Source organism: Ruixingdingia sedimenti, from assembly GCF_031432425.1.
Taxonomy (GTDB): domain Bacteria; phylum Pseudomonadota; class Alphaproteobacteria; order Rhodobacterales; family Rhodobacteraceae; genus Ruixingdingia; species Ruixingdingia sedimenti.
The window spans coordinates 1-21445 of sequence record NZ_JAVKPH010000037.1; the positions used below are offsets into that span (position 1 = coordinate 1).

Here is a 21445-nt window from a genome sequence, read left to right on the forward strand (position 1 = left end):
CGCATCGAGGACCTCATGCCCTGGCGCCACGCCCAGCCGTCAAGCCTCGCCGCATAGGGCCTCGACGTCGCGCTTACGACCTTAAAGGGCTGCTCGCAGCCCTCGGCCGGGCTTTCGCGAACCCTCGCCTCGAGACTGAGCACAACGGCGAGCGGGTCAAATACTCGTCCAAATACGAGATCCGCTTGGCTGCCGCAGAAATCGTCAAAGAGCTGCGCAACCGTGGCGAGCTGCGCCCTGAAGGCGGCGAACAACGCCAAGCCCCAGCCCGCCTGCTCTACACCTACAAGACGGGGACGCCGTGATGGCTACCAAAGCACCGGCCACGGCCGCCCAGAAAACATGGTCGTTCGTCGGCCGCATCTTCCAAACCGGAAAGTCGATTCCATCCATCAAAAACATGGACACCGACGATGGCGCGCCGCGCGTGAGCCGGACCGATGCTGACTACAAATACGCCTCCGGCGCCGGCCCAAACGCGGCCGGTCTTTCGACACTGGAAAAGAACCGTGTCCGGTCGCGCCACGAATACCTGACCAACGAATACGTCCACCGCGCCAAGCAGATCCGCACGGCATACACCGTCGGCGGCGGCTTGCGTCCGCACATCAAGGGCGACCCCAACCTGCAGCGCCTCTGGGACGCATTCGTCATCAACTCCGACCCAAGCGGCTTGTTGGACTTCTACGCCCAACAGGCCTTGGCCTTCGGCGAACAGCTCGAAGGCGGTGAGGTCATCGCCCTGCCGCGCAACCGTCTGCCAGAAGACGGCCTGCCTGTTCCGCTCCAAATCCAGCTCCTGGAAAGCGAGCACATGCCCATCGGCCGTATCGGCGGCATGCCCGACAACGCCATAGCCGGTGTCGAGCTGGACCTGCTCCAGCGCCCTGTCGCCTACTGGCTCTATGACCGTCATCCGGCAGAGGGCTACGTCCTCGGCACGGGTGTGCCGTCCGTGAAGCGCTACCCGGCCGACCGGGTGTTCCACATTTTCGAGCCCACCAGGACGGGTCAGCTGCGCGGAAGCGCTGCCCTCTCGCGGGTTCTGTCGCGCATCCGCAACGTGGAGAACTACGAGAAAGCTGACCTCATGCGCAAAGAGGTCGCGGCGCTCTTGGGTGTCGCGGTCAAAATGCCTGCGGCGGACGACGACGTGGCCAAGGTCCTCGGCCTGAAAGCAGACGACCGCGAAGAGGGCCAGACGTGGGCAATGGCTCCGCTTGAACCGGGCGGGATCTTCGGTCTGCCGCCTGGCGCCGACATCTCCGTGGTGAATCCAAACGACTCCTCGACTGGCTACAAAGAGGCCTGGCAGACCCGCTACTTCGGCGTCGCCACTGGCCTGGGCGTCCCGTATTTCCTGCTCACAGGCGACTTCTCGAACATCGAAGAGCGCAGCCTGCGCTTCGCCATGATTGACTTCCATCGCACGGTAGAAGCTGACCGCCGCCGCCTGAACCACCAGCTCAACCGCAAGGTCTGGCGCGCGTTCTTGGATGCCGCCGAACGGGCAGGGTGGAAGCCTGCGCCTGGCAAAACGCGCGCCGACTTCGAAGTGGTTGAGTGGATTGGCGAGCCGCTGCCGCACATCCACCCGGTCCAGGAAGTTACGGCGCAGCGCGACGCCATCCGCTCCGGCTTGAAGACGTTCGCCAAGTCCCTTCAAGAGAGCGGCTCGGATCTCGAGACGTTCATCGCGGAGAAGCAGGCGGAAAACGCGCTGCTCGATGCCGCCGGCATCATCCTGGACTGCGACCCCCGCCACATCACCAAGGCCGGTGGCGCGCAGGACGCCACCGAAACTCCAACGCGCACGCAACGAACAGCCTGAGCCCGTGAATAACGGGGAAACATCAAGAGGCCGCCCATGTTCAACGTTTCCCGCCCCAGTGGCTTCAAGCCGTTTCTCGGAGTCACGCAAGAGCAAGCCCGCGCCAAGGGCCCGTCGCCCCTGGTCGTGAAGGACTGCTGGGATTGCGACGACGACGCGTCGGTCATTTCGACCGAGGGTGGCGTCATCGAGATTCTCTCCACCATCGGCGGCTGGGGCGTCTACGCCTCCGAGGTCATCCCGGTGCTTCGTGCCATGGATGGCGAAGGCAAGACCATCCTGGTGCGCATCAACAGCTACGGGGGCGACGTCTTCGAAGGCCTGGCAATCGCCAACACCATCGCGGACCTGAAAGCGAAGACCATCGTCGAAATCATCGGGGTTGCCGCGTCCATCGCCTCGGTCATCGCCGTTGCCGCCGACGTTGTGCGGATCCGCAAGAGCGCCCAGATGATGATTCACCGTCCGTGGGCCTGGCTCTGGGGCGAAGCGGACGAGCTGCGCAAGGCGGCCGCCCACCTGGACATGATTGAGGGCCAGCTGGTCGAGACCTACGTCGACCGGTCCAACGGCAAGAAGTCGACCGAAGAGTTCGCCGCCGCAGTCGCTGCCGAAACCTGGATGACCGGGGCTCAGGCCGTCGAGTGGGGCCTGGCCGACGAAGTGCTGTCCAAAGCGGCCGCCGCAGTCGAACCTCTCGACGACGAGACCAAGGACGCTGCCGGTATCAAGAACGCGCCGATGGCCTTGTTCGCCTCGGCTGACGCGGAGCAGGCCCCGGCACCAGATGCCCAGCCTGAGGCCGACTCTGAAACGGCTCCCAACGCCGATGCCAACCAGGACGCGGCTTCGGCTGATGACCCACCGCCTCCGCCTCCGCCCGCTGCTGCCCCGACCCCCGACGCTGCCGGCGAAACGGACGCCGTCGAAAAAAATGCTGAACAGGACGCAACACCACCCCAAGCCCCCGTGAATAACGGGGCATACGACGACCACGCGGTCGCCGCCATTCGCTCCGCCTTCGCCCGCGCCAAGCGCCCGGAGCTGGCGGATGAGGCAATGGCAACGGGTCTGACGGTAGACCAGGCAAAGGCCAAAGCCTTTGACCTCATCGCCGCCCAGGACGCTGCCACCCAGCCTTCAACCGCGATTGTCGGCTCCGAAGGGACGGCGGCACCAAAGGCCAAAACCCCTGACGAGGTGATGGCAGAAATCCGGGCGCAGCAGCTGGCTGCGTTCGCACCAAAGAAACGCTGAGGCCGGGAGAAAAACGATGGCTGGTATTGTTGACTTTCTGACGCAAGACACCGTCGACGGGACTCTCGTCGCGACCATGGCTGGCGTCATCCAGAAGGACCCGCTGGTTCCTTCGCAGACCCAGGAAATGGGCCTCTACTCGGCCGAGCCCATCATGGGCACCACGGTGAAGACCGAGCTGCAGGGTTCGACGATCCAACTCGTCCAGACCTCGCCTCGCACCACGGACGCCCCCACGAAGGCGAAGTCCACCCGCGACATCGTCCACTTCGAAGCGGTGCGTGTGGCCTTGGCCAAGACCTTCACCTCCGACGAGGTTCTGAACCTCCGTCAAATCGGCACCAACGGCGACTTCATGACCCTGGAAAACTACGTCGCCCAGGAATCCCGCGATGTGCGCGCCTCCGTCCAGGCTACCCTGGAAGCCCACCGCGTGGGCGGCCTGCGCGGCTATGTGCTCGACGCTGACGGCGACGTCATCACCGACATGTGGACCAAGTATGGCGTGACCCAAGCCGACGAAGTGGGCTTCGAGCTTGACGCCGCCGCTGGCGCCGTTCCCGACCCCATCCGCCGGAAGCTCGCCAACATCACCCGCGCGCAGCGCAACGCCCTCGGCGCCCGCGCCGCTGGCGGTGTCCGCACCGTGGGTCTGGCTGGCGCTGGCTTCTTCGACGCCTTCGTGGGCTGCCGCGAGGTCCGTGAGACCTACCTGAACCAGGTGGGCGCCTCGGAACTGCGCTCGGCCAACGCGCTGACCGGCCGCGCCGTTCAGTATGGCACCGCGACCATCTACGAATACGATGGTTTCATCGGCAACACCCCCTTCGTGGAAGACGACGAAGTCCGCTTCTTCGTCGCCGGCGTGCCTGGCCTCTTCCGCCAGTTCTTCGCGCCCCACGACCGCGACCCGGCGATGTATCCCGGCAAGACCATCGGCCAGCCCGAATACGTCCTGCCCTTCATCGACCCCAAGGGCCGCTTCCGTGAAATCGAGTTCCAATCGAACCCGGTGACCATCTGCACGGTGCCCGCCACCCTCATCGGCGGCCGTGCCGGCGCGGTGACCCCGTAATCGCGGGGCCAACCCCGGCCCAGAAAACGGGGCGGCCTCCGGGCCGCCCCTTTGCTTTGGAGGAGAGCATGGACGAAATCGGCGCAGAAATCCTGGACGAGTTTGGTGAGGACGCGGTCTACACGACCACGTCGGGCACAACCTCGACTGTGCGCGCCGTCCTTCGCGACCGGGGCGCCCGTGCCCGCATTGGGCGTGGCATCGTCTTGACGTCCGACGCCACCGCCGCCGTGTCCGACGCGCTGTCGTGGCAACGCAACGCGACCCTCACTGTGGGCGGATCCACATACCGCATAGACGCAATCCAGGTGGGCGCGCCCGGCCTGACTGAGCTGGGACTGGTGAAGTTGTCTGGCCCCAAGGTGGAAACCGCAGGCATCTCCGACGACGTCATCTCGGAATTTGGCCGCCCCATCTCCTTCAATGGACAGACCATCCAGGCGCACATCGTGCGCACTGGCGTCGAGCGCAAAATGAACGACCGTGGAGTCATCGTGGAAACAGTCCACACCGTCGCTACCGTCCGTATCGCCGACGCCCCCGACGTGAAGCCGCGCGACCAAGTCACCATTGGCGGCCGCGTCTACTCCATCCGCTCCTGCGACCGCGACGGCTTTGGCCTCGTCGCTCTGACATTGGATTGACGCCATGGGCCGGAACAGAAAAGCAGCCGAACAATTCGCGACGTTCGAAGAGGACTTCAAGACGAGCTACCAGGCTGCGTCTGTGAAAGTTGCGCGCACATTCGGCAAGCGGATCCAGAAACAGCGCCTCGCGCAAATCGGCCCCCTTATGTCGAAGCGGCGCAAGGACGGCGTGACGTTCCGTGTGACTCGCCGTGGCGCACTGGTCCTCCTGGACCTCGCCCCCATTGCCGCCCAACAGGAATACGGCCGGGTCATCACGCCCCAGAACGTCGACTTCCTGCGCGTCCCCATCGGGGGCGGGGACAACCGCAAGCGCCGGGACGACGACGACACGTTCTCGGTGAAGACCAAAAACGGAATCGTGGTCATGAGGGATTTGGGCGGCGGCAAGGTCGAGCCCATCGCGACCTTGCGCAAGCGCATCGTCATCAAACGCAACGACGTGAACGGCCGCTTCGCCACAATCGTTGAAGCCAACCTGCGCTCTTACAAAGACCAGCTCGCCGACGAAATCATCAAAGGACTCTATTCGAAATGAAGCATCGCCTCATCATGGCAGAACTCGAGCGCTGCCTGAAAACCATCCCCGGCCTCCGCGTCGAGCGCGACACGCGTCAACCCGAAGACCACGAGGACCTGCGCGCCAATGGGCCGCTTGCCATCCTCTACTCCGGGGAGCGCGAGAACGTGGAGCTTGGAAACGGGGACGCGTTGACTTGGGCTTGGCGCTGGCAGCTCAAGCCCATGGTCACTGTGCTGATTTCGGAACCCGACGAGGTCGCGCAGCGCGAGACGCTGGAGGAAATCGAGGACGCGTTCATCGCGGCACTCGACGCCTCCCGCCTGAATGGCAACGACCTCCTGGTCCAGGGGTCCGTGCCCAAGTGGAAAACCCTTGTCCGCCACCCCGACGAGTCCGACCTCGCTGGCATGGAGATCCTGCTCGACCTGACCTACGACCGCTGATTTTTTCTCGCGCCACGCAACGCCACCGCCGGGCCCGTGAATAACGGGGAAACGACGGATCCACACCAAGGGGAACCCCTATGTCCAAGCTGCCCAGCAAGACCCCAATCACCATCCCCGCCGGCGAGATCTTCTGGCTGCCCGATGGTGCCCTCCGCCCGTATTCGCTTGGCCATGCCAAGAAGTTCGGCTGGACACCGACGGTGTCCGCACTTCCCATCGAAACGTCTACCACGGGCGTCAAGACAAAGATTGGCGAAGTCGAAGACTCCGTCGAAATCGCTGTGTCGCTGACCCTTCAGGAAATGCGCCCGGACATCCTGGCGATGGCCATGGCCGGGACCGAGCGTGTCTACACGCAAACCGCCGTCGTCAACCAGACCATCACCGCGACGGGCGTGAAGGCGGGTGAAATCATCAGCCTGGGCGTCCTCGACGCGACGGTCTCGCTCGTCGAAGTCGGTGGTGTTTCCACCGAAGACGGTGCCGGTTACACCCTTCTGGGCGCCGCTGGCCATGTCATCGCTCGCGTCGATGGTGACTACGAAATCACCTACAGCGCGCCGGCCATCCTGGCGAGCGCAGAACGCGCCGCCATCACACTCATGAACAACACCGGTCTGGAGGGCGTCTTTACGGTCATCCAGAAAAACCCGCAGGGCAAGCGCTACATGCTGAAGAACTTCCGCGCCACGCTGAAGCCTTCAAGCGAAATCCCGCTGCACACCGACGGTTCGGCCCTGGCCGAAATCGAACTGAACGGCTCGGGCGTCTACAACGAAGCCCTGCCACTCACCCCCTGGGGCGAGTTGGTCGAACTGGCCTAATACCGGGGGTTTCCTCCTCCTTTACCCCGGTCGGGCGGTCTCCAAGGAGGCCGCCCTTTTTCATTGCCCGCGCGCAACCGTGGCAGGCCGCCCGTGAATAACGGGGAAAAGGGAGACCTCCATGAAATACATCGCATCATTCGACGAAATCGCCCCGCTCTCTGACCAGGTCCGCGTGCGCGGCGGCTACGTGCTCGTCAACGCGCTGGAACTGAACCAGCTCGGCGCCCTCATCTACAAGCACGCCGCACTGCAGGCTGCCTTTGGTGACAGCAAGGAAAAGACCGACCTGTTCCAGGCCATCATCTCGGGCGGCAAGGAAGTGGTCCACGATCTCGTCCGCGCTGCGACCGGGCGCGAGGGCAACATCAGCAACCTCTCCGCCTCGGAGCAAGCCAACATCATCCTTTGCTGCCTCGCCCTGACCATCCCCGAGACCGACGACGAGGTGGCCGATTTTTTGGACCAGTTCGCAGTGTTCCGGGCGAGGGCGCTTCTGGCGGTCCAAATGGCGCGGGCGAAGGGGATGGTGCCGCAGGCCAAAAAGGCCTGAGGGCGTGGGTCCGAATGGCGGTCGAAGTGAACATGGCTCGCGCCGTTCTCCAAGACGCCTTCGGTATGTCGCCCCGTCGGATCCAGGGTCTGTGGCTGACCGTCAAGACCTTGGAGCGTGAACAAGAAAAGAGGGCCGCCATCGTCGCGAGGGCTGCCCAGGCGGACGAGAAATCGTTCGGAAAATGGATGCAAAGCTGATGGCTAAGCCTGACGACAAACTGGTCTTCGTAGTCGACGGCAACGTGAAGTCTGCCGAGCAGGCCATGCGTGGCCTGGACCAAGCCATCAAGAAAGTCGGCGGTTCCGCAGACATCACCCAGACGGCCCTCTCGGATCTTCAACAAGCCGCCAACGAGGCGGCCGTCAAAGCAGAAGCCGCCGCCCATCGCCAGGTAGAAGCCCAAGCACGGGCCACGGCCGCCGTCGAAGAGCACAAAGCGGCGCAAGCCAAAGTCGCCGACGCCGTCGAAGCCGCCGCGCAGGACCGCATTGCGGCGGAGAAAAAGGTCCAGGCCGTCGTCGACGCCGCGATGCAGGACCAGCTCGCAGAAGTCCAGGCACTCGCCCGCGCCCAAGAGCGCTTGAACGAAGTCCGCAACGGGACCAAAGGCGACCGATCAAAAGGGGCCGTCGAAGCCCGGCGCGTGGCAAACGAAGAGGTCAAAGCCGCCCGCGCCGCCCTTGCTGCGAAACAGGAAGCCGCCGCCGCTGGCATCGCGGCCGCGCGGAAAGAGGCCAAGGAACGCGCCGCCGCTGGCGCCGCTTCGGTCAAGGCCGCGAAGGACGAAGCCAGCCTGAAGCTGGCCGCGTCGAAGGAAGCCGGCCGCGCCGCGCGTGCGACTGCCCGTGAGGCCTTGGTTGCCACGGCCGAAGTCGAGCGTCGCATCGCCGCCGCGCAGAAACTCGTCGACAAACTCGAACGGCAGGCGTCGCCAGAGGGCCAGCGCGACCAGGCGTTTAAGAGCTTCCGCGTCCAGCGTGATGCCGCAATCCGCGAGCGCATCGCGGAAATGGAACGGCTCCGTGATGCGGCCCTGGCCGACGCCAGCCTGGAAGCCAACGAACGCGCCCAAATCGAAGCGGCGTCGAACGCGGCTATTGCCCGCGAGCGGGCGAAGCTGAACGCCGCCGAAATCCGCGCCATGGACCGGCTGGGCCTGCGCAGGAAGCAGCAAATCGAGGAAGAAATCGCCCAGGTTCGCAAGGCTGGGCAAGACGCGGCATCGGTCCACGCCAAAGGTTCGGCCGAGCGTGTGCGCATCGAACGCGCGACCGCCGCGCAAATCAAACGGCTGAACGACGAGTTGGCCTCTGCCACGGCGTCCGCCTTCACGCAGCGTATGCAGGCGGCTGCCCAAGGCCTTCAAGGGCTTGGAGAGAGCCTGACGAACGCAGGTCAGGCGCTGGCACCGGCGTCCCTCGCGGCTGGGGCTGCGTTGGGGTTCTCGGTCCGCGACGCCGCGAACTTCGAGCAGCAAGTCCAGAACGTGAAGGCCTTGTATCGGTCGGCGTCCGAAGAGCAGCTTGCCGCTTTGGAGGCCATGGTCCGCGAACGCGGCGTGAACAACAAGAGCTTCGACGCCCAGGAAATCGGCAAAGCTGCCGAGATCCTCGCTTCGCAGGACGTGACCCTCGAGGACGTCATGGGCGGCGCGCTTGACGCCGTCATTTCCGCCGCTGCGGGGACGGGCGCGGACATCGAGTCCGCCGCGAAACTGGTGACCCAAGCCGGGAACGTCTTCGGCGTGGCCGCCAAGGACTTGCAGGGCGTCGCTGACACCGCCTCCGGCCTTTTGGACATCTCGAAGTTTGGCGTTCAGGACCTGGCCCTTGCTATGGCCCAAGGCGGATCCGTCGCCAAGACTGCCGGCCTCGAGTTTGAAGAATTTGCGGCCATCATCGGCATCATGTCGAAGTCGTTCGAAAGCGGTTCCGACGCGGGCACGTCGCTTAAAACGTTCATCCAGTCTCTGACGAACGACACCAAGGCGGCGGTCGCCGCCCGCAAACTGCTCGGCTTCGACCCCTTCGACCAAAACGGCGAGCTGCGTGACCCGCGCGAGCTCATCGCGGCCTTGGAGCGCGCGAAGGGCAAGCTGACGACCGAAGAGTTCATCGGCGCCCTTACCGACCAGTTCGGATCTGACGCTGCCCGCGCGGCCGCATCGCTCGCCAACGGCGGCGTGGCTGGCTACGACGCCGCCATCGCTGGCGTCCAAAAGGGCGACGCCGAAGCCTCGCGCGCTATCCGGGAGCAGGGCCTGAACGCGGAGCTCAACGCGCTCGGCAACGCAGTCAAGGAGCTGAACATCGCCGTCGGTGAGTCCGGAATCCTGGCCGCAATGACCGATGTCGTGAAGGGGGTGACGGAACTCGTCAAGTGGGTCGCCGAATTGAACCCCGCCATCCTGCGGTGGGCGACTTACATTTTGATGGTCGGCGCCGCGCTCGCGCCAGTGCTCATCGTGGTTGGTAAAACCGTCTGGGCCCTCGGCCAGCTGGGTATCACCCTCACCAGCATTTCTGCCTGGTTCTCGTCCGCAGGTGCCGCGTTCACCGCGTTCCGTCTGTGGCTCATGGGTCTGTTGCCGTCCAGCGCTGCGGCGATGTCGGCGCTTACCTCGGTCATCGGCGCAATCAAGGCGGTCGGCCTCGCCGTCCTCGCCATTCCTGGGTTGCCCTACATTCTCCTCGGCCTCGGCGCCGCTGCGCTCATCTACGCATTCTGGGACCAAATCACGGGCGTTCTCACATCGCTTTTCGACTGGATTACCGAGAAGTGGAACGCCTTTTGGAACTCCATCGGCGAGAAGAAGATCTTCGGCAAGAAGGTCGGCGACGTCTGGGACCAGTCCGTCATCGGCAGCATCGTCAACACCGTCACAGGCTATGAAGACAACGCCCCCGCGTTCTCCGACGGCGGCCGCGTCCGTGGCCCCGGCACCAGCCGGTCGGACTCCATCTGGGCACGCCTGTCCGATGGCGAGAACGTCACGAACGCCCGGGCGTCCCGCTTCTGGGGGCAGGGCTTCATGGACGCGGTCAACAACATGGACCCCAGCGCGGTGCTCGCCCCGGTGGCCGTTCCGGTCCGCGACCAGGCGCCGCTCGCTGAACTCCACCCGGTGACCCTGAAAATCGGGCCCGAAAACTTCGGGGGCTTTTTCGGCACCCCGCACGCCGTGGAGCAAATCCAGCGCCACCTCACACGCCAATCGAACACCCGCTACGCAAGCCCCTCGAGGTCCGACCAATGACCCAGTTTCCTTGGAAAATCACACGCGGTGGTCAGGAGATCTACTTCCCCGAGGGCAGCCGCCGGTTCGTGTCCGTGAGCGTCGAGCAAATCGCTGGCGACGGCCGCCTGGACCGCGCCATTGACGGCAGCGCCATCTGGCTTGGCGACGCGGCATTTCGTCGGCACGCCGTCACGCTCTCCTGCCAAGGCCACACCACCGCGCCCGTGTTCGACGTCTGGCCGGGCCAAGTGGTCACACTCGAAGCGCCGGTCGAGTTCGCCGTCGCAGGTCCGTCCGCGACGCTGGCCTATGACCCCGTCGCCGGTTCGGTTTACGGCGTCGACGCCGACGACAACCGTCTGCCTGGAACGACCGTCGCCGGCCGTGTGGTGTCATGCCCTGGTGCCGTCGCGCTGCGGTATCGCCCGGTCATGCAATGCGTCGTTGCCAGCCGCAACGCTGACAAGACCCAAAACCGCGCAGACGCAGGGTGGACAATCCGTCTGGAAGACCTGAGTGGCGCGGAGACTGGCATCGGCGAAGACGGCGACACCATCACGTTCGCCGCGCCGGGCCTGCAAAACTACACGGCTGGCGAGGCGTTTTCGTTGTCGCTCTCTGGCAGCGTGACGTCCTCGACTGGCCTGCCAATAACGTTCGACATCGTGTCGGGCGCTCTCCCGGCTGGCCTGACCATGAACAGCGCGGGCGTCATCTCTGGGACGCCGACCGCCCATGGTGTGTCCGTTGCCGTTGTGCGCGCGCAGTCCGGCGGTGTCGCAGCGACGCAAACCGTCCCGTTCTACGACGCGCTGCCGACCATCACTTCGAACGGAATCTCCCTTCAGGAATACGCCGTTGACACGGCCTATTCGCTGGACCTGAACACGCTCGTCGACGTCACGGGGACCGATGAAGAACCGGTGTTCGCGCTGGTCTCGGGAAGCGTGCCGACGGGCCTGTCGCTCGCTGATGGGGTGCTGTCAGGAACGCCGACGTCGTTTGGCGCTGTGGCTGCGACGTTCAGTGCGACCTTGCCGACCGGGCAGTCCACGGAACTGACTGTCGCTTTCTTCCTGCAAAACCCTGACTTTTACCCTGACGCAGTCATTTTGGGTGGCACTGCGCAGACCTGGGTCGACAGTGCGGCTTTTCTCAACACCACCTACGACGCCTGCGATTTTACTGCGAGCGGTGTGCTCACCGTGCTGCAGGCTGGGTGGGTGGAATACATCATAGTTGGCGGCGGTGGCGGCGGCGGTTCCGTGTCCTCGACAGCTGGCGGTGGCGGCGGCAGCGCCGGCGGCTTCCGCCGGGAGCGCATATACCTGCCTGTCGGCACTTACACCGTCACTATTGGCGGCGGTGGCGGCCCCGGCGCTGCAGGCAGCATTACGTCCTTTGGTGCGGTGGGACTGACGGGTGCAAACATTTTTGGCGGGACCCGCGGCGGAACAACGAGCCAAGCTGGCGTTGGCTCGTCTGGCTCGTCTGGGTCGGGCGGCGGCGGCTCGGCAACAGCAGGGGGTGCCGGTGGCGTCGCATCAGCCTCCGACTACGGCTCGAACGGCGGAGCAGGAAACACCAGCTCCACGGCGGCATCGCAAAACGGCGGCGGCGGTGGAGGATTCTCTGAGGCTGGCCTGCCCGGATCGAACGGCCGCGGCCATGGTGGCGGCGGAGTCAAGGTTCGACTGTGGGAAACGCTCGTATTCTGCGGCGGAGGCGGCGGTGGCGCGGGCAACGGAGGCAGCAACAACGGCGCCGGCGGCGCCGGCGGCGGCGGGAACGGTGGTTCGTCGAACGCCAGCGGCGCATCCGCCGCCGCTAACACCGGCGGCGGGGGTGGCGGTGCTGGCGGCGGCCCATCGGGTTCGCGCACCGGCGGACAGGGCGGCAGCGGCCGCGCGATATTCATCGTCAAGAGAAGGACGGCTTCTTAATGTCCAACGTTCGCATCGCGCTCGTGAGCGCTGAAAACATTGTGGAAAACGTCATCGAAATCCCGGAGGGGCAGGGGCCGGAATACGCTTCTGAAATTCTTAGCCTGCCCGGAAATTGGGTGGTCGACACATTTGGGGAGGCCGGTCCTGGCGCCCTATTTGACCAGGCAACAGGGCGGTTCTCGCCGCCCGATATGCCCATCGAGGAGCCCACGGAATGAGCGTCCCCTACGTCGCCATCGTCTCCCCCACAGAAGAGTGGAACCCCGCCGTCCACCAGCGGCGGGACCTGCTGCCGCTGTCCCTCGAAATCGAGGGGCGGGACTCGTCGGTGCCCACGGCGACGCTGTCGGTTCAGAATCCGAACCTCGCGCCGTCGGAGCTGTCCGACAAGAGGATCCTCATTTCGGACCGTGGCCGTCTCATCTTTGACGGTATCCTTGAACCGGCGCCCATTGGCTTGGTCGACGACGTCATCACGCTCCTGGCGAACGCCCGACCGCCGGTCGAAGAGGACCTGAAAGCGGCCATGAACGCCCTGGCGACGCCGCTGAAAGTGAGCCCATATTGGGAGCCTCTCTGCGTCCCCCAGGGTCAAGAGGAAGAGTGGTCGGAAATCCTCGCGGCCCGCGCCTCGGTCGTGGCCCACAGCCGCATCCAGGGCGCGCCGTCGGTTGTCGACGCGCTGACCGGTTCCACCGTGCTGACCGTGAAGCCGCGCAAGGGACGCGTGCGCTACCAGGAGGGCGAGAAAATCGCCGGAACCTACGGCGTGAAATTGAAAGCCGCGTGGAAGGAACTGGTCACGCAGCCTATCGAACTGAACATCAAGTCTGAAGACTCCTCGGGGATCTTCGACAGACTTGAGACATACACTTGGGAGGGCATCGTCGAGAACTTCCCGAAAGCGGGCGACACCCTGGGCGACGGCTTCTCCGTGCTCCGCTCCGAATGTGAGCTTGACGTGGAAGACGACCGCGCCGACCCGCCGGTCATCGTTCCTGTCGAGGAATTCGTTGCCAGCTTCGTCCCTGGCGAAGCGGAGCTGGATCCCTTCATCAAAAAACTTGGAACCCAGAAAGTGAAGTTCCAATGCGCCGCCATCCGCGCGCGCCTCAACCTGGAATACCGCTGGGAAGCGGAGCGCACGGAAACCGCTGAATTCAAATTCCCCATCGTCGCGCAGCCCGGCGCAACGAACGCCGAGGAGAACATTGAAGAATTGAGCCTTCGCCCGCTGACCGACGGAACCGGCGCGCGCTCCTGGCAGCCGAACACCGCATACGAAGTCGGCGACGAAATCGCCGATGGCCGGTTCATCTACCGCTGCCGCGTCGACCACACCTCGGGAGCCACCCGGACCGGGGCAGAGTGGGTCTTTGTCGGCGAGACGAACTATCTTGCTGCGCGCCGTATCTCCTCCTTCTTCCGCTCCGCCCGGGGCGCGGCCGTCCTCGCGCACGCACTGGAACGGGCCAAGACCCGCGCCCGTTTCGCTGCCCGCAAGGTCCGTGTGTCGTTCGAAGCCGCCATGCCGAAACCGTGGCACGTCACAGAAGACATGCGCATCGCGCTTGATGCGGGCCCCGCGCCCAACCGACTCCCAGGCGGCTACGCCACCGGCCGCTTGGTCGAATACCGCCTGACGTGGGACCGTGGCGAGCGCTTGTTCTCAGGCGTCATCGCATGCTGCGTAGGCACCGGCGTCCTGTCTGAACCGACGCTGGGTGCCGTCACCGGCAGCGCTCCTGGCGCCTCTGGCCGTGTCGAAGTGGTCGTCGAGAACGACCGTGAAGCGCAGCGCGAGGCGCTGGAAAACGCGCAGACGGTCGTCGAGGGCGAGCCCTCGTTCAACCTCGAACAGCTGCCCGAAACCATCATCCGCATCACCACGACGCCGGCCGCAGCAACCAGTTTTGAGAGCGACATTTCTGTCCCTATTTCCGGTTCGCTGGGGTTCCCGCTCCAGGCCCCCATTGAGGTTTGACCATGCAGTTTGAACGGAAAATCGCCGGCGCCGCACTGAAAGATCCGACGCCTCCGGCCGTCGAGCCGACCGGCGAACAGAAGGGCGGCAGCCTGGAAATCAAGGGCGGCACCGTGTCGCCGAAGGTGTCGCCCCACAAGGACTGGCGGCACGTCATCGCGCACAATTTCGAACTGCGGAACAACGTGCGGACCTTGTTCTACTGGGACAACACCTTCACCGGAGAGTCCAGCTATGAAGTGAACCTGGACTTCGCTTACCACCTCATTCGCTCCGGGCCGACGCTCGAATTCACGCTCAAAAAGCCCGATGGCGTGCCAGAGGACCAGGGTATCCTTTTCGAGGATGGCGCCGTGGGAACCCGCGACCGTATTCGCATTGCGGACGTCCAGATCTATTACCCGCAAGCGACGACGCTGAACTTCAGCAGCGAGTTCGTATTCGGAACATACGGCCACAAGCCCCGGCGCTGGACCCTCGCAGAGCTGACCGCGCTGCTCCCGTCAAGCGAAGAAGCTCCCAACCCCGTCATCACCGGCCTGACCTTGGGTGGCGGGGCAGGGATGCCAGACTTCGTGCGCGGCTTGGAAGAGCGCTCGCTTCAAGACGTGCTTGCTCCACACCAAACCGAGGGCTTCGACGCGGAAACGTGGGAAGGTCCGCTGACGCGCGCCGCAGGAACGACTGACTACCTGCGTCTCATGTATAATGAACAGACCGGGAAATGCCTGGTATTGGCTCTGTCCATCGGTGTGGTTGGCGACGCAGATCCCAATATGGTTCCGGTCGAACCGCCCACGCTTCCCAACGAGGGGTCGACCGACGCACCCACCCCATCCAATCCATGGGGTGGCGGAAGCGGCGGCCCGCGCCTGCCGGCTGCGACTGGCGACGAATACAGCTACACGGACGAGAACGGGAACCCGCTGGCGGCCACGCCGGCCCCGGCTGGGAACGGCACGGTCTACGCCCTCCACCCCGATGGGTTCTCGTGCTCGCAAGACGGCGGCCGCAGCTGGGACCTGCGTCAGCTGTCCAACCCCGGCACGCTCATCGACATCGCAGCGGGCCCGGGCGGGGTCTATCTCTTGACCGAAGACGGCGACGTGTGGCTCGGAACCGGCGGGCCCAAGGGGCAGTTCGCAAAGCTGCCGCTGACCGACGTATCGGCCGGGGCGGAGGCGGAAGTCGAACTGGTGAACGGCGGCTTCGAGTTGGGCGACCTCACCGGTTGGACGCTCGTCCAGGGCGACGAGCCGCAGGTTGTCGACACCGCGACGCCGCCCCAGCGCGACGGGAAATACTACCTGACGCGTGACTGGCGCATCATCTCTGCCCAGGACTTCTCCATAGAACAGACCGTCGCACTGCCTGCGTCGGTGGTCGGCGAAACCGGAAAACTGCGGCTGTATGCGGACGTTCTCACCGAGAATGCAGACATCGGGAAGGTCGAGATCCTCGACGGCACAGAGGTCGTCGTTCCGGCGGACAATTTCGCACTGACATACAGCGGCGGCACCTTCCGCGCGAATGGGTTTGCTTCATCGCCCACCGCCGGCACTCTGAATCTCATCGGCACCCCAACTGGCGGTTCGGTCGGCTCGTGGTCTGTCTCTGACGGCTACACGGGTATCCAGCTGAATGGTAACGAAGGCCAGAACGTCAACGGGTCCATAAACTGGCGCGTGGAGACTTCCACCGGCGACCTGTTCGACGGCTTTGTCGCGCTGCGGATCTTCGACCTCGACACCTCTAACGGATTCGTAGAGGGCCTCGAGATTCAGGGCGTGACTTCCTACGACTTGCTGTCGTCGTCCGTGACGGCGTTCGACATGGGCTTCGAAAAATTCAACTTCAACGGCGCGCCGGTGAACACCGCCGGCGACCAGCCTGCCGGACGCTTTCATGTCGTAGTCCGGTCGACCTTCGGCTTCACATACCAGGGCCGCTGGGTCGCCGGTCTCGGCATGAAAGGCCCCGGCTCGGCAGCCGTGCCACCCGCCACCGTGCTCGCCACAGCGCAGTCCGACGCCAGCGCCTGGCGCCGTGTGACGGCTGAATACAATGGAGAACTGCCCGCGCGCGTCACGGTCCGCGTGTCCGGCCAGGCAGTCGGCGGCTATGCCGACGTCTACGTCGACAACGTCGCGTTGACGCTGCCAGGCGTGTCCGAAGAGTTGAAAGCGGGTGCGATTTCACACGTGCGCGCAAACAGCGAAGGTGGAGGAGCGGATCTGTTCATCGGTGACACCGTCGTCTCCCGTCGCGCTGGCATGTCGCCAGATGAAAACGCAGCAACACACCCAGGCCCCGGCGACGGCATTGCATTGTTCGCCACGCCCGGCGAGGCTCTGGTCTCGTCCGGCGACGGCAGGCAAAAGACGGTCGCGAGCGGCACGCGGTTGGCGATCTTTGCTGGCCAAGCATGGGAAAGCCACACGCTCCCCGACGGGCAGGCCGCGTGCGCGGTCCTGAATGAGCCGGTCTGGTGCATCGCTACGCCCATCGGGCAGTTGTTCCGCTATGAGTTCGTGACGGCCGCCCTACAAGCCCCTGTCGTGGTTGGCCCGGACGGCCACCTGGCGGGGGATTTCAAGCGCAGAGGGGCGGTGCTCACCTCGCGCGAGGGCGCCATCGACTTCGTGGGCGCCACCGGCAACGCGTCTTCCTGGGCCACGCAGCCGGTGAACGCCAGCGCGCCAGCGCGCCAGTCCTGCTGCTTGGATAGCGGCCGGTATCTGGGCCACCCCAAAGGTGCGTATTCCCTGTTCTGGTCGGACAATCCTGTCCAGCCGAACTCGTGGCAATACGCCGGCCGCCTCGAGCGCCCCATCCTCAAAATCGTGGAGGTTCGGTGAGGCGAAAACAACAGCAATGCAGCCGCACAATATTTTGTTGCGGCTGCGTTTTTACCTACCTGACCAGGGACAGGGAATAACCGGAGGACGCGAATGCGCCCCATCAAGAAGTTGCTATGGGTGTCGGACGGGCACGCATGTTCGACCGAAAGCGCCCAGGAGTTTGAACGGTTCTCCTGGCTGGGTCATTTCATCGCCAAGGAAAAGCCAGACACCATCGTTTTCGGCGGGGACTTCTGGGACAACCCATCGCTGAACACACACAAGGGCTCGACGTTGCTGCCGTCGGCCGGGAAAGAGGCCCCAGGCGCAGCCGCCAAACACGACATCCTCAAAGACTGGAACGCGGGCCGCGACGCCATGATGAAGATCCTCGGGGTCTTCAAAGCCGACAACGAGCGGCACCGAAAAGCCGGTCACCGCGAACGCATATACGACCCGGACGCATATTACCTGGAAGGCAACCACGAGGAGTTCTGGACGCGGGCGCGCATCAAGCACCCCAGCATCGGATCCTTGGTATCGAACGAAGCCGCCATCGAGTTCCTGAACGGCGTCGGAATCCAATGGGTCCCTGCGCGCGAGAAGCTGCTGCTGGGCGGCGTGGCGTTCCAGCACATACACCCCGACGGGCGCGGCCAGCCCATCGTCCTCAACAGCCTCCTTCCTGAACTGCTCATGTCGAACGTGTCCGGCCACACCCACGGCTACGGCGAGCGCGAGAAGATCCGGGCCGACGGGAAGGTCCAGCGCGCCATTGTCGGCGGATGCTGGAAAAGCCCGGAACGCCTGGGCACGAAAGACCGGCCCGGCCTCCTGCTCATGGAAGACGTCTTCCAGGGCGAGTTCCACCACAAGTTCATCCCGCAGCATGTCGTCGCCCGCGAATACCGCTCTATCACCTGGGGGCTCGCCGCAGCATGACCATCTCGAAGCGCGAACAGGACCGTTTGTTGTCGGAAAACTTCCGGCAAATCGAGCGTTTCGCAACGATGTTCTGGCGCGCGAACAAGAACCTCGAGCTCGAAGAGTGCATCGGCGAGGCGCTGCTCGAAGTCACGCGATGTGTCGGCCGATTCGACCCAAATCGTGGCGTGAAATTCACAAGCTGGGCGTGGGTCGTCATAAAACGCCGACTCTCGAACTACCGCCGTGACCTGGGCGTGCGCGACGGCCTGGGCGACGCAGACACAGACGCGGTCGAGGCCTACCTCCACGACACCGAAACGGTCGAGGATCTTATCGACCGGTCCAGGTTGCAGGAACATCTGGACGAGCGCGCGCCGGTCCTGTCCAGGTTCCTCATGGGTCACACGTTCACTGACCTCGCCGCCGCAGAAGCGGTTGACAAGAGCACGGTATCGCGCCGGGCCGCCAAAGAGACCGACGCCCTACGCGAGATTCTGGGGCAGGGCGCAACGGTGGTGGCCGGGAAGTGAATAACGGGGAAACGATGGAGTTTCCCCCAAAATGTCCCTGAAACGCATTGTCCTGCACTGGTCCGCCGGGGGAAACACCCCGTCTGCGCTTGACCGCCAGCATTACCATTTCATCGTCGGCGGGGACGGGGCCGTGGTCCGTGGTCTCCACGCGCCCGAGGCGAACATCGCGCCGAAGAAGGGTGCCTATGCCGCGCACACTCTGAACCTGAACACCGGCAGCATCGGTGTCGCGATGGCCGGCATGGCCGGCGCCGTCGAGCGCCCGTTCAACGCCGGCCGTTCGCCGCTGACCGCCGTCCAGGTGGACGCGTTCGCGCGCCTCGTCGCGCAGCTCTGCCGCCAGTATGGCATCCCCGTCACCCGCGAGACCGTCCTCAGCCATGCCGAAGTCCAGCCCACGCTGAAGGTCCAGCAGCGCGGCAAGTGGGACATCTGCTGGCTGCCCGGCATGACCGGCCCCGCTGACCCCGTCAAAGTGGGGGACATCCTCCGCGCCCGTATCACCGCCGCGCTGGGAGCTGCGAAATGAACCCAAAGGCCTTCTTCTCCTCGGTCGCTGACCTGCTTCCGAACGGCGCCGCCGCAGCCGCCCTGGCTGGTGTCGCCGGTGGCGTTGTCCATTGGATTGTGAACCGGAAGAACCCGCGCGCTGGCATCCTGGCCGTCGTCGTTGGCGGGATGACCGCCGTCTACATCGGACCGTTCGCCTCCTCGATTATCGGCCTGCCCATCGTGGCAGTGAACGCGATGACAGGCGGCGACGCGGACCCTGGGATGTTCGGCGCATTCGTCTGTGGCTTGGCCGGCGTCTCCATAGTCGAGCTGATTGCCGACTTCGTCGAGCGTCGGAAGCGGGACCTGAAGAACGACGCGCCAATCTCCAGCCCGGAGGACAATGGCGATGAACCGGCATGAACGCTCACGGGCAACCCAAACATGGCGGTCCTGGAAGGCCGGGGCCGTCGTCCTCTTCGTCTACGTCCTGGTGATGGTGCTGATATGATTGCCGCGCTTCTCACAAAGAACTGGCTGCGCCTCGCGCTCGCCGCCGCGCTCGCCCTCGCCGTGGGTTGGGTCGTGTTCGAGCTGCGGGCCGGTGCCCGTGCGGCCGCGCGTGTGGAGCAGCTGGAACAGGAACTGGCGGCCGCCGCGCAACGGGACCGGATCCGCGCCGCGCTGAACGCGGCCGAAGCCCTGCGCCTGGAACAAGAACAAAATGACCGTCTCACTTTCGGGAGGCTTTCCGATGAAGCCATTGCTGACCCTTCTGCTCCTGAGTCTGCTCTCGGGCTGCGCAACGTCCAGCGCCTCAATCAGATCCGCTGACATCCCGCCGTCGCTCCTGGTGCCGTGCGCGCAGGGTGTGCTGCTGCCTGAGCGCGACTTGACCCGTGGCGAAACTGAAAGGTTCTGGATGCAAGACCGCCTGGCGCTGCGCGAGTGCCGCACACGGCATGGCGGGTTGGCGGCGGCGGTAACGGCAAACCCCTGAAAAGAATCTGCAATCCAGGGTCTTTCCTTTCAAAAGCAGGCCCCCACCTGGCATCCACCGAACCAGAGAACTTCCACCTTGCAACGCACAGAAAACGGATCAATACCAATAGCTTACAGCCCCGCAGAGGTCGCGGCGCTGCTTGCTGTGCCGTATTCGACCGTTTGCGCTGAGATACGGGCGGGGCGTCTCACGGCAAGGCGTATCGGCAAAACATACCGCGTTCACCGCGACAGCTTGGATGAGTATTTGAAATGGCCAGACCCCAAAAACCAGCCCGTCTCTACCAGCGCCCCGACACGGGCGAGTGGGTCATCCGTGACGCCGGCAAGGACGTCCGCACCGGGCAGCGCGGCGACGGCGGCCGAGGCGCTGCTGAAGAAGCTTTCAGCAAATACCTCGCGCAAAAGCTGACGAAGACAGACCCCAACCGCGACCCGCAAAACCTGCGGGACGTGTCAGTGGGCGTGGTCCTGACGCACTACCTGGAAACCCTCCGTGAGGAAATGGCCGCCCCCGAACGGCAAGCGCACGCTGTCAAAGCAATGTCGGCGTTCTGGTCGTCGAAGACGGTGGCTGACGTCTCAGAAGAGACGTGCCGCGCCTATGTTAAAACCCGCCCGTCTGCGTCCACCGCGCGCCGCGAGCTTGGCGTGCTGCGCGCCGCGCTGAACAAAGCGCACCGGTCACGTATGCTCATCGGCGCCCCGGCCGTCTGGATGCCACCGAAGGGCGCGCCAAGGCCGGACTGGTTGACACGCGACGAGTTCGCTCGGTTGCTCTGGGCATTGTGGCGCCAGAAGCGCAGCAAGCACGCCGCACGCTTGGCCCTGTGCCAGTTCTATACGGGCAGCCGTCCGCGAACCGTTGCTCGCACGACGTGGGCCCGACGCGCCGACGGCCCCTGGGTGGATCTCGAACAAGAGATCTGGTGGCGCAGCGGCGACGACGAGCTGGAAACCGTGAAGAAGCGCCGGCCGCACGTCATCCCCGAGCGACTGGTTGCGCACCTTCGTCGGTGGAAACGGATCCACGGCGGCACTTACATCGCGGAAACCGCGCGCGACCCGGGCCAGCCCGTGTGGGACATCGGGAAAGCGTTGGAAGGCGCCGCCGTCAGGGCAGGGGTCAAGCGCATCACGCCGCACACACTGAAACACACGTCCATCACGCTGTTCATCCAGTCGGGCGGCAGCGCCGAGGACGCGTCCGACTATTTCTCGACGTCCATCGAGACCATCCAAAGCAACTACTGGCACCACTCGCCGAAGCACCAGGCGAGGGCCAAGGTCCAGATCTCAAACCTCGGCAAGCGGCCGAGATGAA

Annotated in this window: 21 protein-coding genes and 1 pseudogene; all 22 read left to right on the plus strand. The window is 64.6% G+C overall.

The window, feature by feature from the left end; genetic code table 11:
* Positions 1–305: hypothetical protein (locus RGD00_RS19870; protein WP_310459014.1), on the plus strand; the 305-nt coding region annotated here is incomplete at its 5' end.
* Positions 305–1831: a phage portal protein gene (locus tag RGD00_RS19875; protein WP_310459015.1), complete on the plus strand. Its 1527-nt coding sequence runs from the start codon at positions 305–307 to the stop codon at positions 1829–1831. The genes RGD00_RS19870 and RGD00_RS19875, both read left to right, overlap by 1 nt.
* A 36-nt stretch (positions 1832–1867) precedes the next feature.
* Complete coding sequence (locus RGD00_RS19880; protein WP_310459016.1) at positions 1868–3088, plus strand: head maturation protease, ClpP-related; 1221 nt, start codon at positions 1868–1870, stop codon at positions 3086–3088.
* Positions 3089–3104: 16 nt separating this feature from the next.
* Positions 3105–4163: a major capsid protein gene (locus tag RGD00_RS19885; RefSeq protein WP_310459017.1), complete on the plus strand. Its 1059-nt coding sequence runs from the start codon at positions 3105–3107 to the stop codon at positions 4161–4163.
* 68 nt (positions 4164–4231) lie between these two features.
* Positions 4232–4807 carry a head-tail joining protein gene (locus RGD00_RS19890; RefSeq protein ID WP_310459018.1) on the plus strand — a complete coding sequence of 192 codons (576 nt, stop codon included), beginning with the start codon at positions 4232–4234 and terminating at the stop codon, positions 4805–4807.
* Positions 4808–4811: 4 nt separating this feature from the next.
* The gene (locus tag RGD00_RS19895; RefSeq protein ID WP_310459019.1) at positions 4812–5348 is read left to right on the plus strand and encodes a hypothetical protein; all 537 of its coding nucleotides are present in this window, start codon (positions 4812–4814) and stop codon (positions 5346–5348) included.
* 14 nt (positions 5349–5362) lie between these two features.
* Positions 5363–5776 (plus strand): hypothetical protein, encoded by a 414-nt coding sequence (locus RGD00_RS19900; protein ID WP_310459020.1) that lies wholly within the window; start codon positions 5363–5365, stop codon positions 5774–5776.
* Between the two features lie 80 nt (positions 5777–5856).
* The gene (locus tag RGD00_RS19905; protein ID WP_310459021.1) at positions 5857–6603 is read left to right on the plus strand and encodes a phage tail tube protein; all 747 of its coding nucleotides are present in this window, start codon (positions 5857–5859) and stop codon (positions 6601–6603) included.
* Between the two features lie 121 nt (positions 6604–6724).
* A complete protein-coding gene (locus RGD00_RS19910; RefSeq protein ID WP_310459022.1) occupies positions 6725–7156 on the plus strand; it encodes a hypothetical protein in 432 nt (143 codons plus the stop codon).
* A 14-nt stretch (positions 7157–7170) separates the two neighbouring features.
* Complete coding sequence (locus RGD00_RS19915; protein WP_310459023.1) at positions 7171–7356, plus strand: hypothetical protein; 186 nt, start codon at positions 7171–7173, stop codon at positions 7354–7356.
* The gene (locus RGD00_RS19920) at positions 7356–10415 is read left to right on the plus strand and encodes a phage tail tape measure protein (RefSeq protein WP_310459024.1); all 3060 of its coding nucleotides are present in this window, start codon (positions 7356–7358) and stop codon (positions 10413–10415) included. Before RGD00_RS19915 ends, RGD00_RS19920 begins: the two co-directional genes overlap by 1 nt.
* Positions 10412–12340: an Ig domain-containing protein gene (locus RGD00_RS19925; RefSeq protein WP_310459025.1), complete on the plus strand. Its 1929-nt coding sequence runs from the start codon at positions 10412–10414 to the stop codon at positions 12338–12340. Before RGD00_RS19920 ends, RGD00_RS19925 begins: the two co-directional genes overlap by 4 nt.
* Positions 12340–12561, plus strand: coding sequence for a hypothetical protein (locus RGD00_RS19930; RefSeq protein WP_310459026.1), 222 nt, complete (start codon positions 12340–12342; stop codon positions 12559–12561). The genes RGD00_RS19925 and RGD00_RS19930 overlap by 1 nt, the downstream gene beginning before the upstream one ends.
* Positions 12558–14327: a hypothetical protein gene (locus RGD00_RS19935; RefSeq protein ID WP_310459027.1), complete on the plus strand. Its 1770-nt coding sequence runs from the start codon at positions 12558–12560 to the stop codon at positions 14325–14327. Before RGD00_RS19930 ends, RGD00_RS19935 begins: the two co-directional genes overlap by 4 nt.
* Positions 14328–14329: 2 nt before the next feature.
* The gene (locus tag RGD00_RS19940) at positions 14330–17185 is read left to right on the plus strand and encodes a hypothetical protein (RefSeq protein WP_310459028.1); all 2856 of its coding nucleotides are present in this window, start codon (positions 14330–14332) and stop codon (positions 17183–17185) included.
* Between the two features lie 93 nt (positions 17186–17278).
* Entirely contained in the window at positions 17279–18109 is an 831-nt protein-coding gene (locus RGD00_RS19945; RefSeq protein WP_310459029.1) for a hypothetical protein, read from the plus strand.
* The gene (locus RGD00_RS19950) at positions 18106–18624 is read left to right on the plus strand and encodes a sigma-70 family RNA polymerase sigma factor (RefSeq protein WP_310459030.1); all 519 of its coding nucleotides are present in this window, start codon (positions 18106–18108) and stop codon (positions 18622–18624) included. Before RGD00_RS19945 ends, RGD00_RS19950 begins: the two co-directional genes overlap by 4 nt.
* Positions 18625–18655: 31 nt before the next feature.
* A complete protein-coding gene (locus RGD00_RS19955) occupies positions 18656–19156 on the plus strand; it encodes a peptidoglycan recognition protein family protein (RefSeq protein WP_310459031.1) in 501 nt (166 codons plus the stop codon).
* Positions 19153–19542 (plus strand): hypothetical protein, encoded by a 390-nt coding sequence (locus RGD00_RS19960; protein ID WP_310459032.1) that lies wholly within the window; start codon positions 19153–19155, stop codon positions 19540–19542. Before RGD00_RS19955 ends, RGD00_RS19960 begins: the two co-directional genes overlap by 4 nt.
* A gap of 84 nt (positions 19543–19626) precedes the next feature.
* On the plus strand, positions 19627–19953 hold the full coding sequence (locus RGD00_RS19965) for a hypothetical protein (protein WP_310459033.1): 327 nt from the start codon (positions 19627–19629) through the stop codon (positions 19951–19953).
* 313 nt (positions 19954–20266) lie between these two features.
* A pseudogene (locus tag RGD00_RS23605) lies at positions 20267–20314 on the plus strand (hypothetical protein); the annotation flags it as partial.
* Between the two features lie 59 nt (positions 20315–20373).
* Positions 20374–21444, plus strand: a complete 1071-nt coding sequence (locus RGD00_RS19970; protein WP_310459034.1) for a tyrosine-type recombinase/integrase — start codon at positions 20374–20376, stop codon at positions 21442–21444.
* The last annotated feature ends 1 nt before the right edge of the window (position 21445 follow it).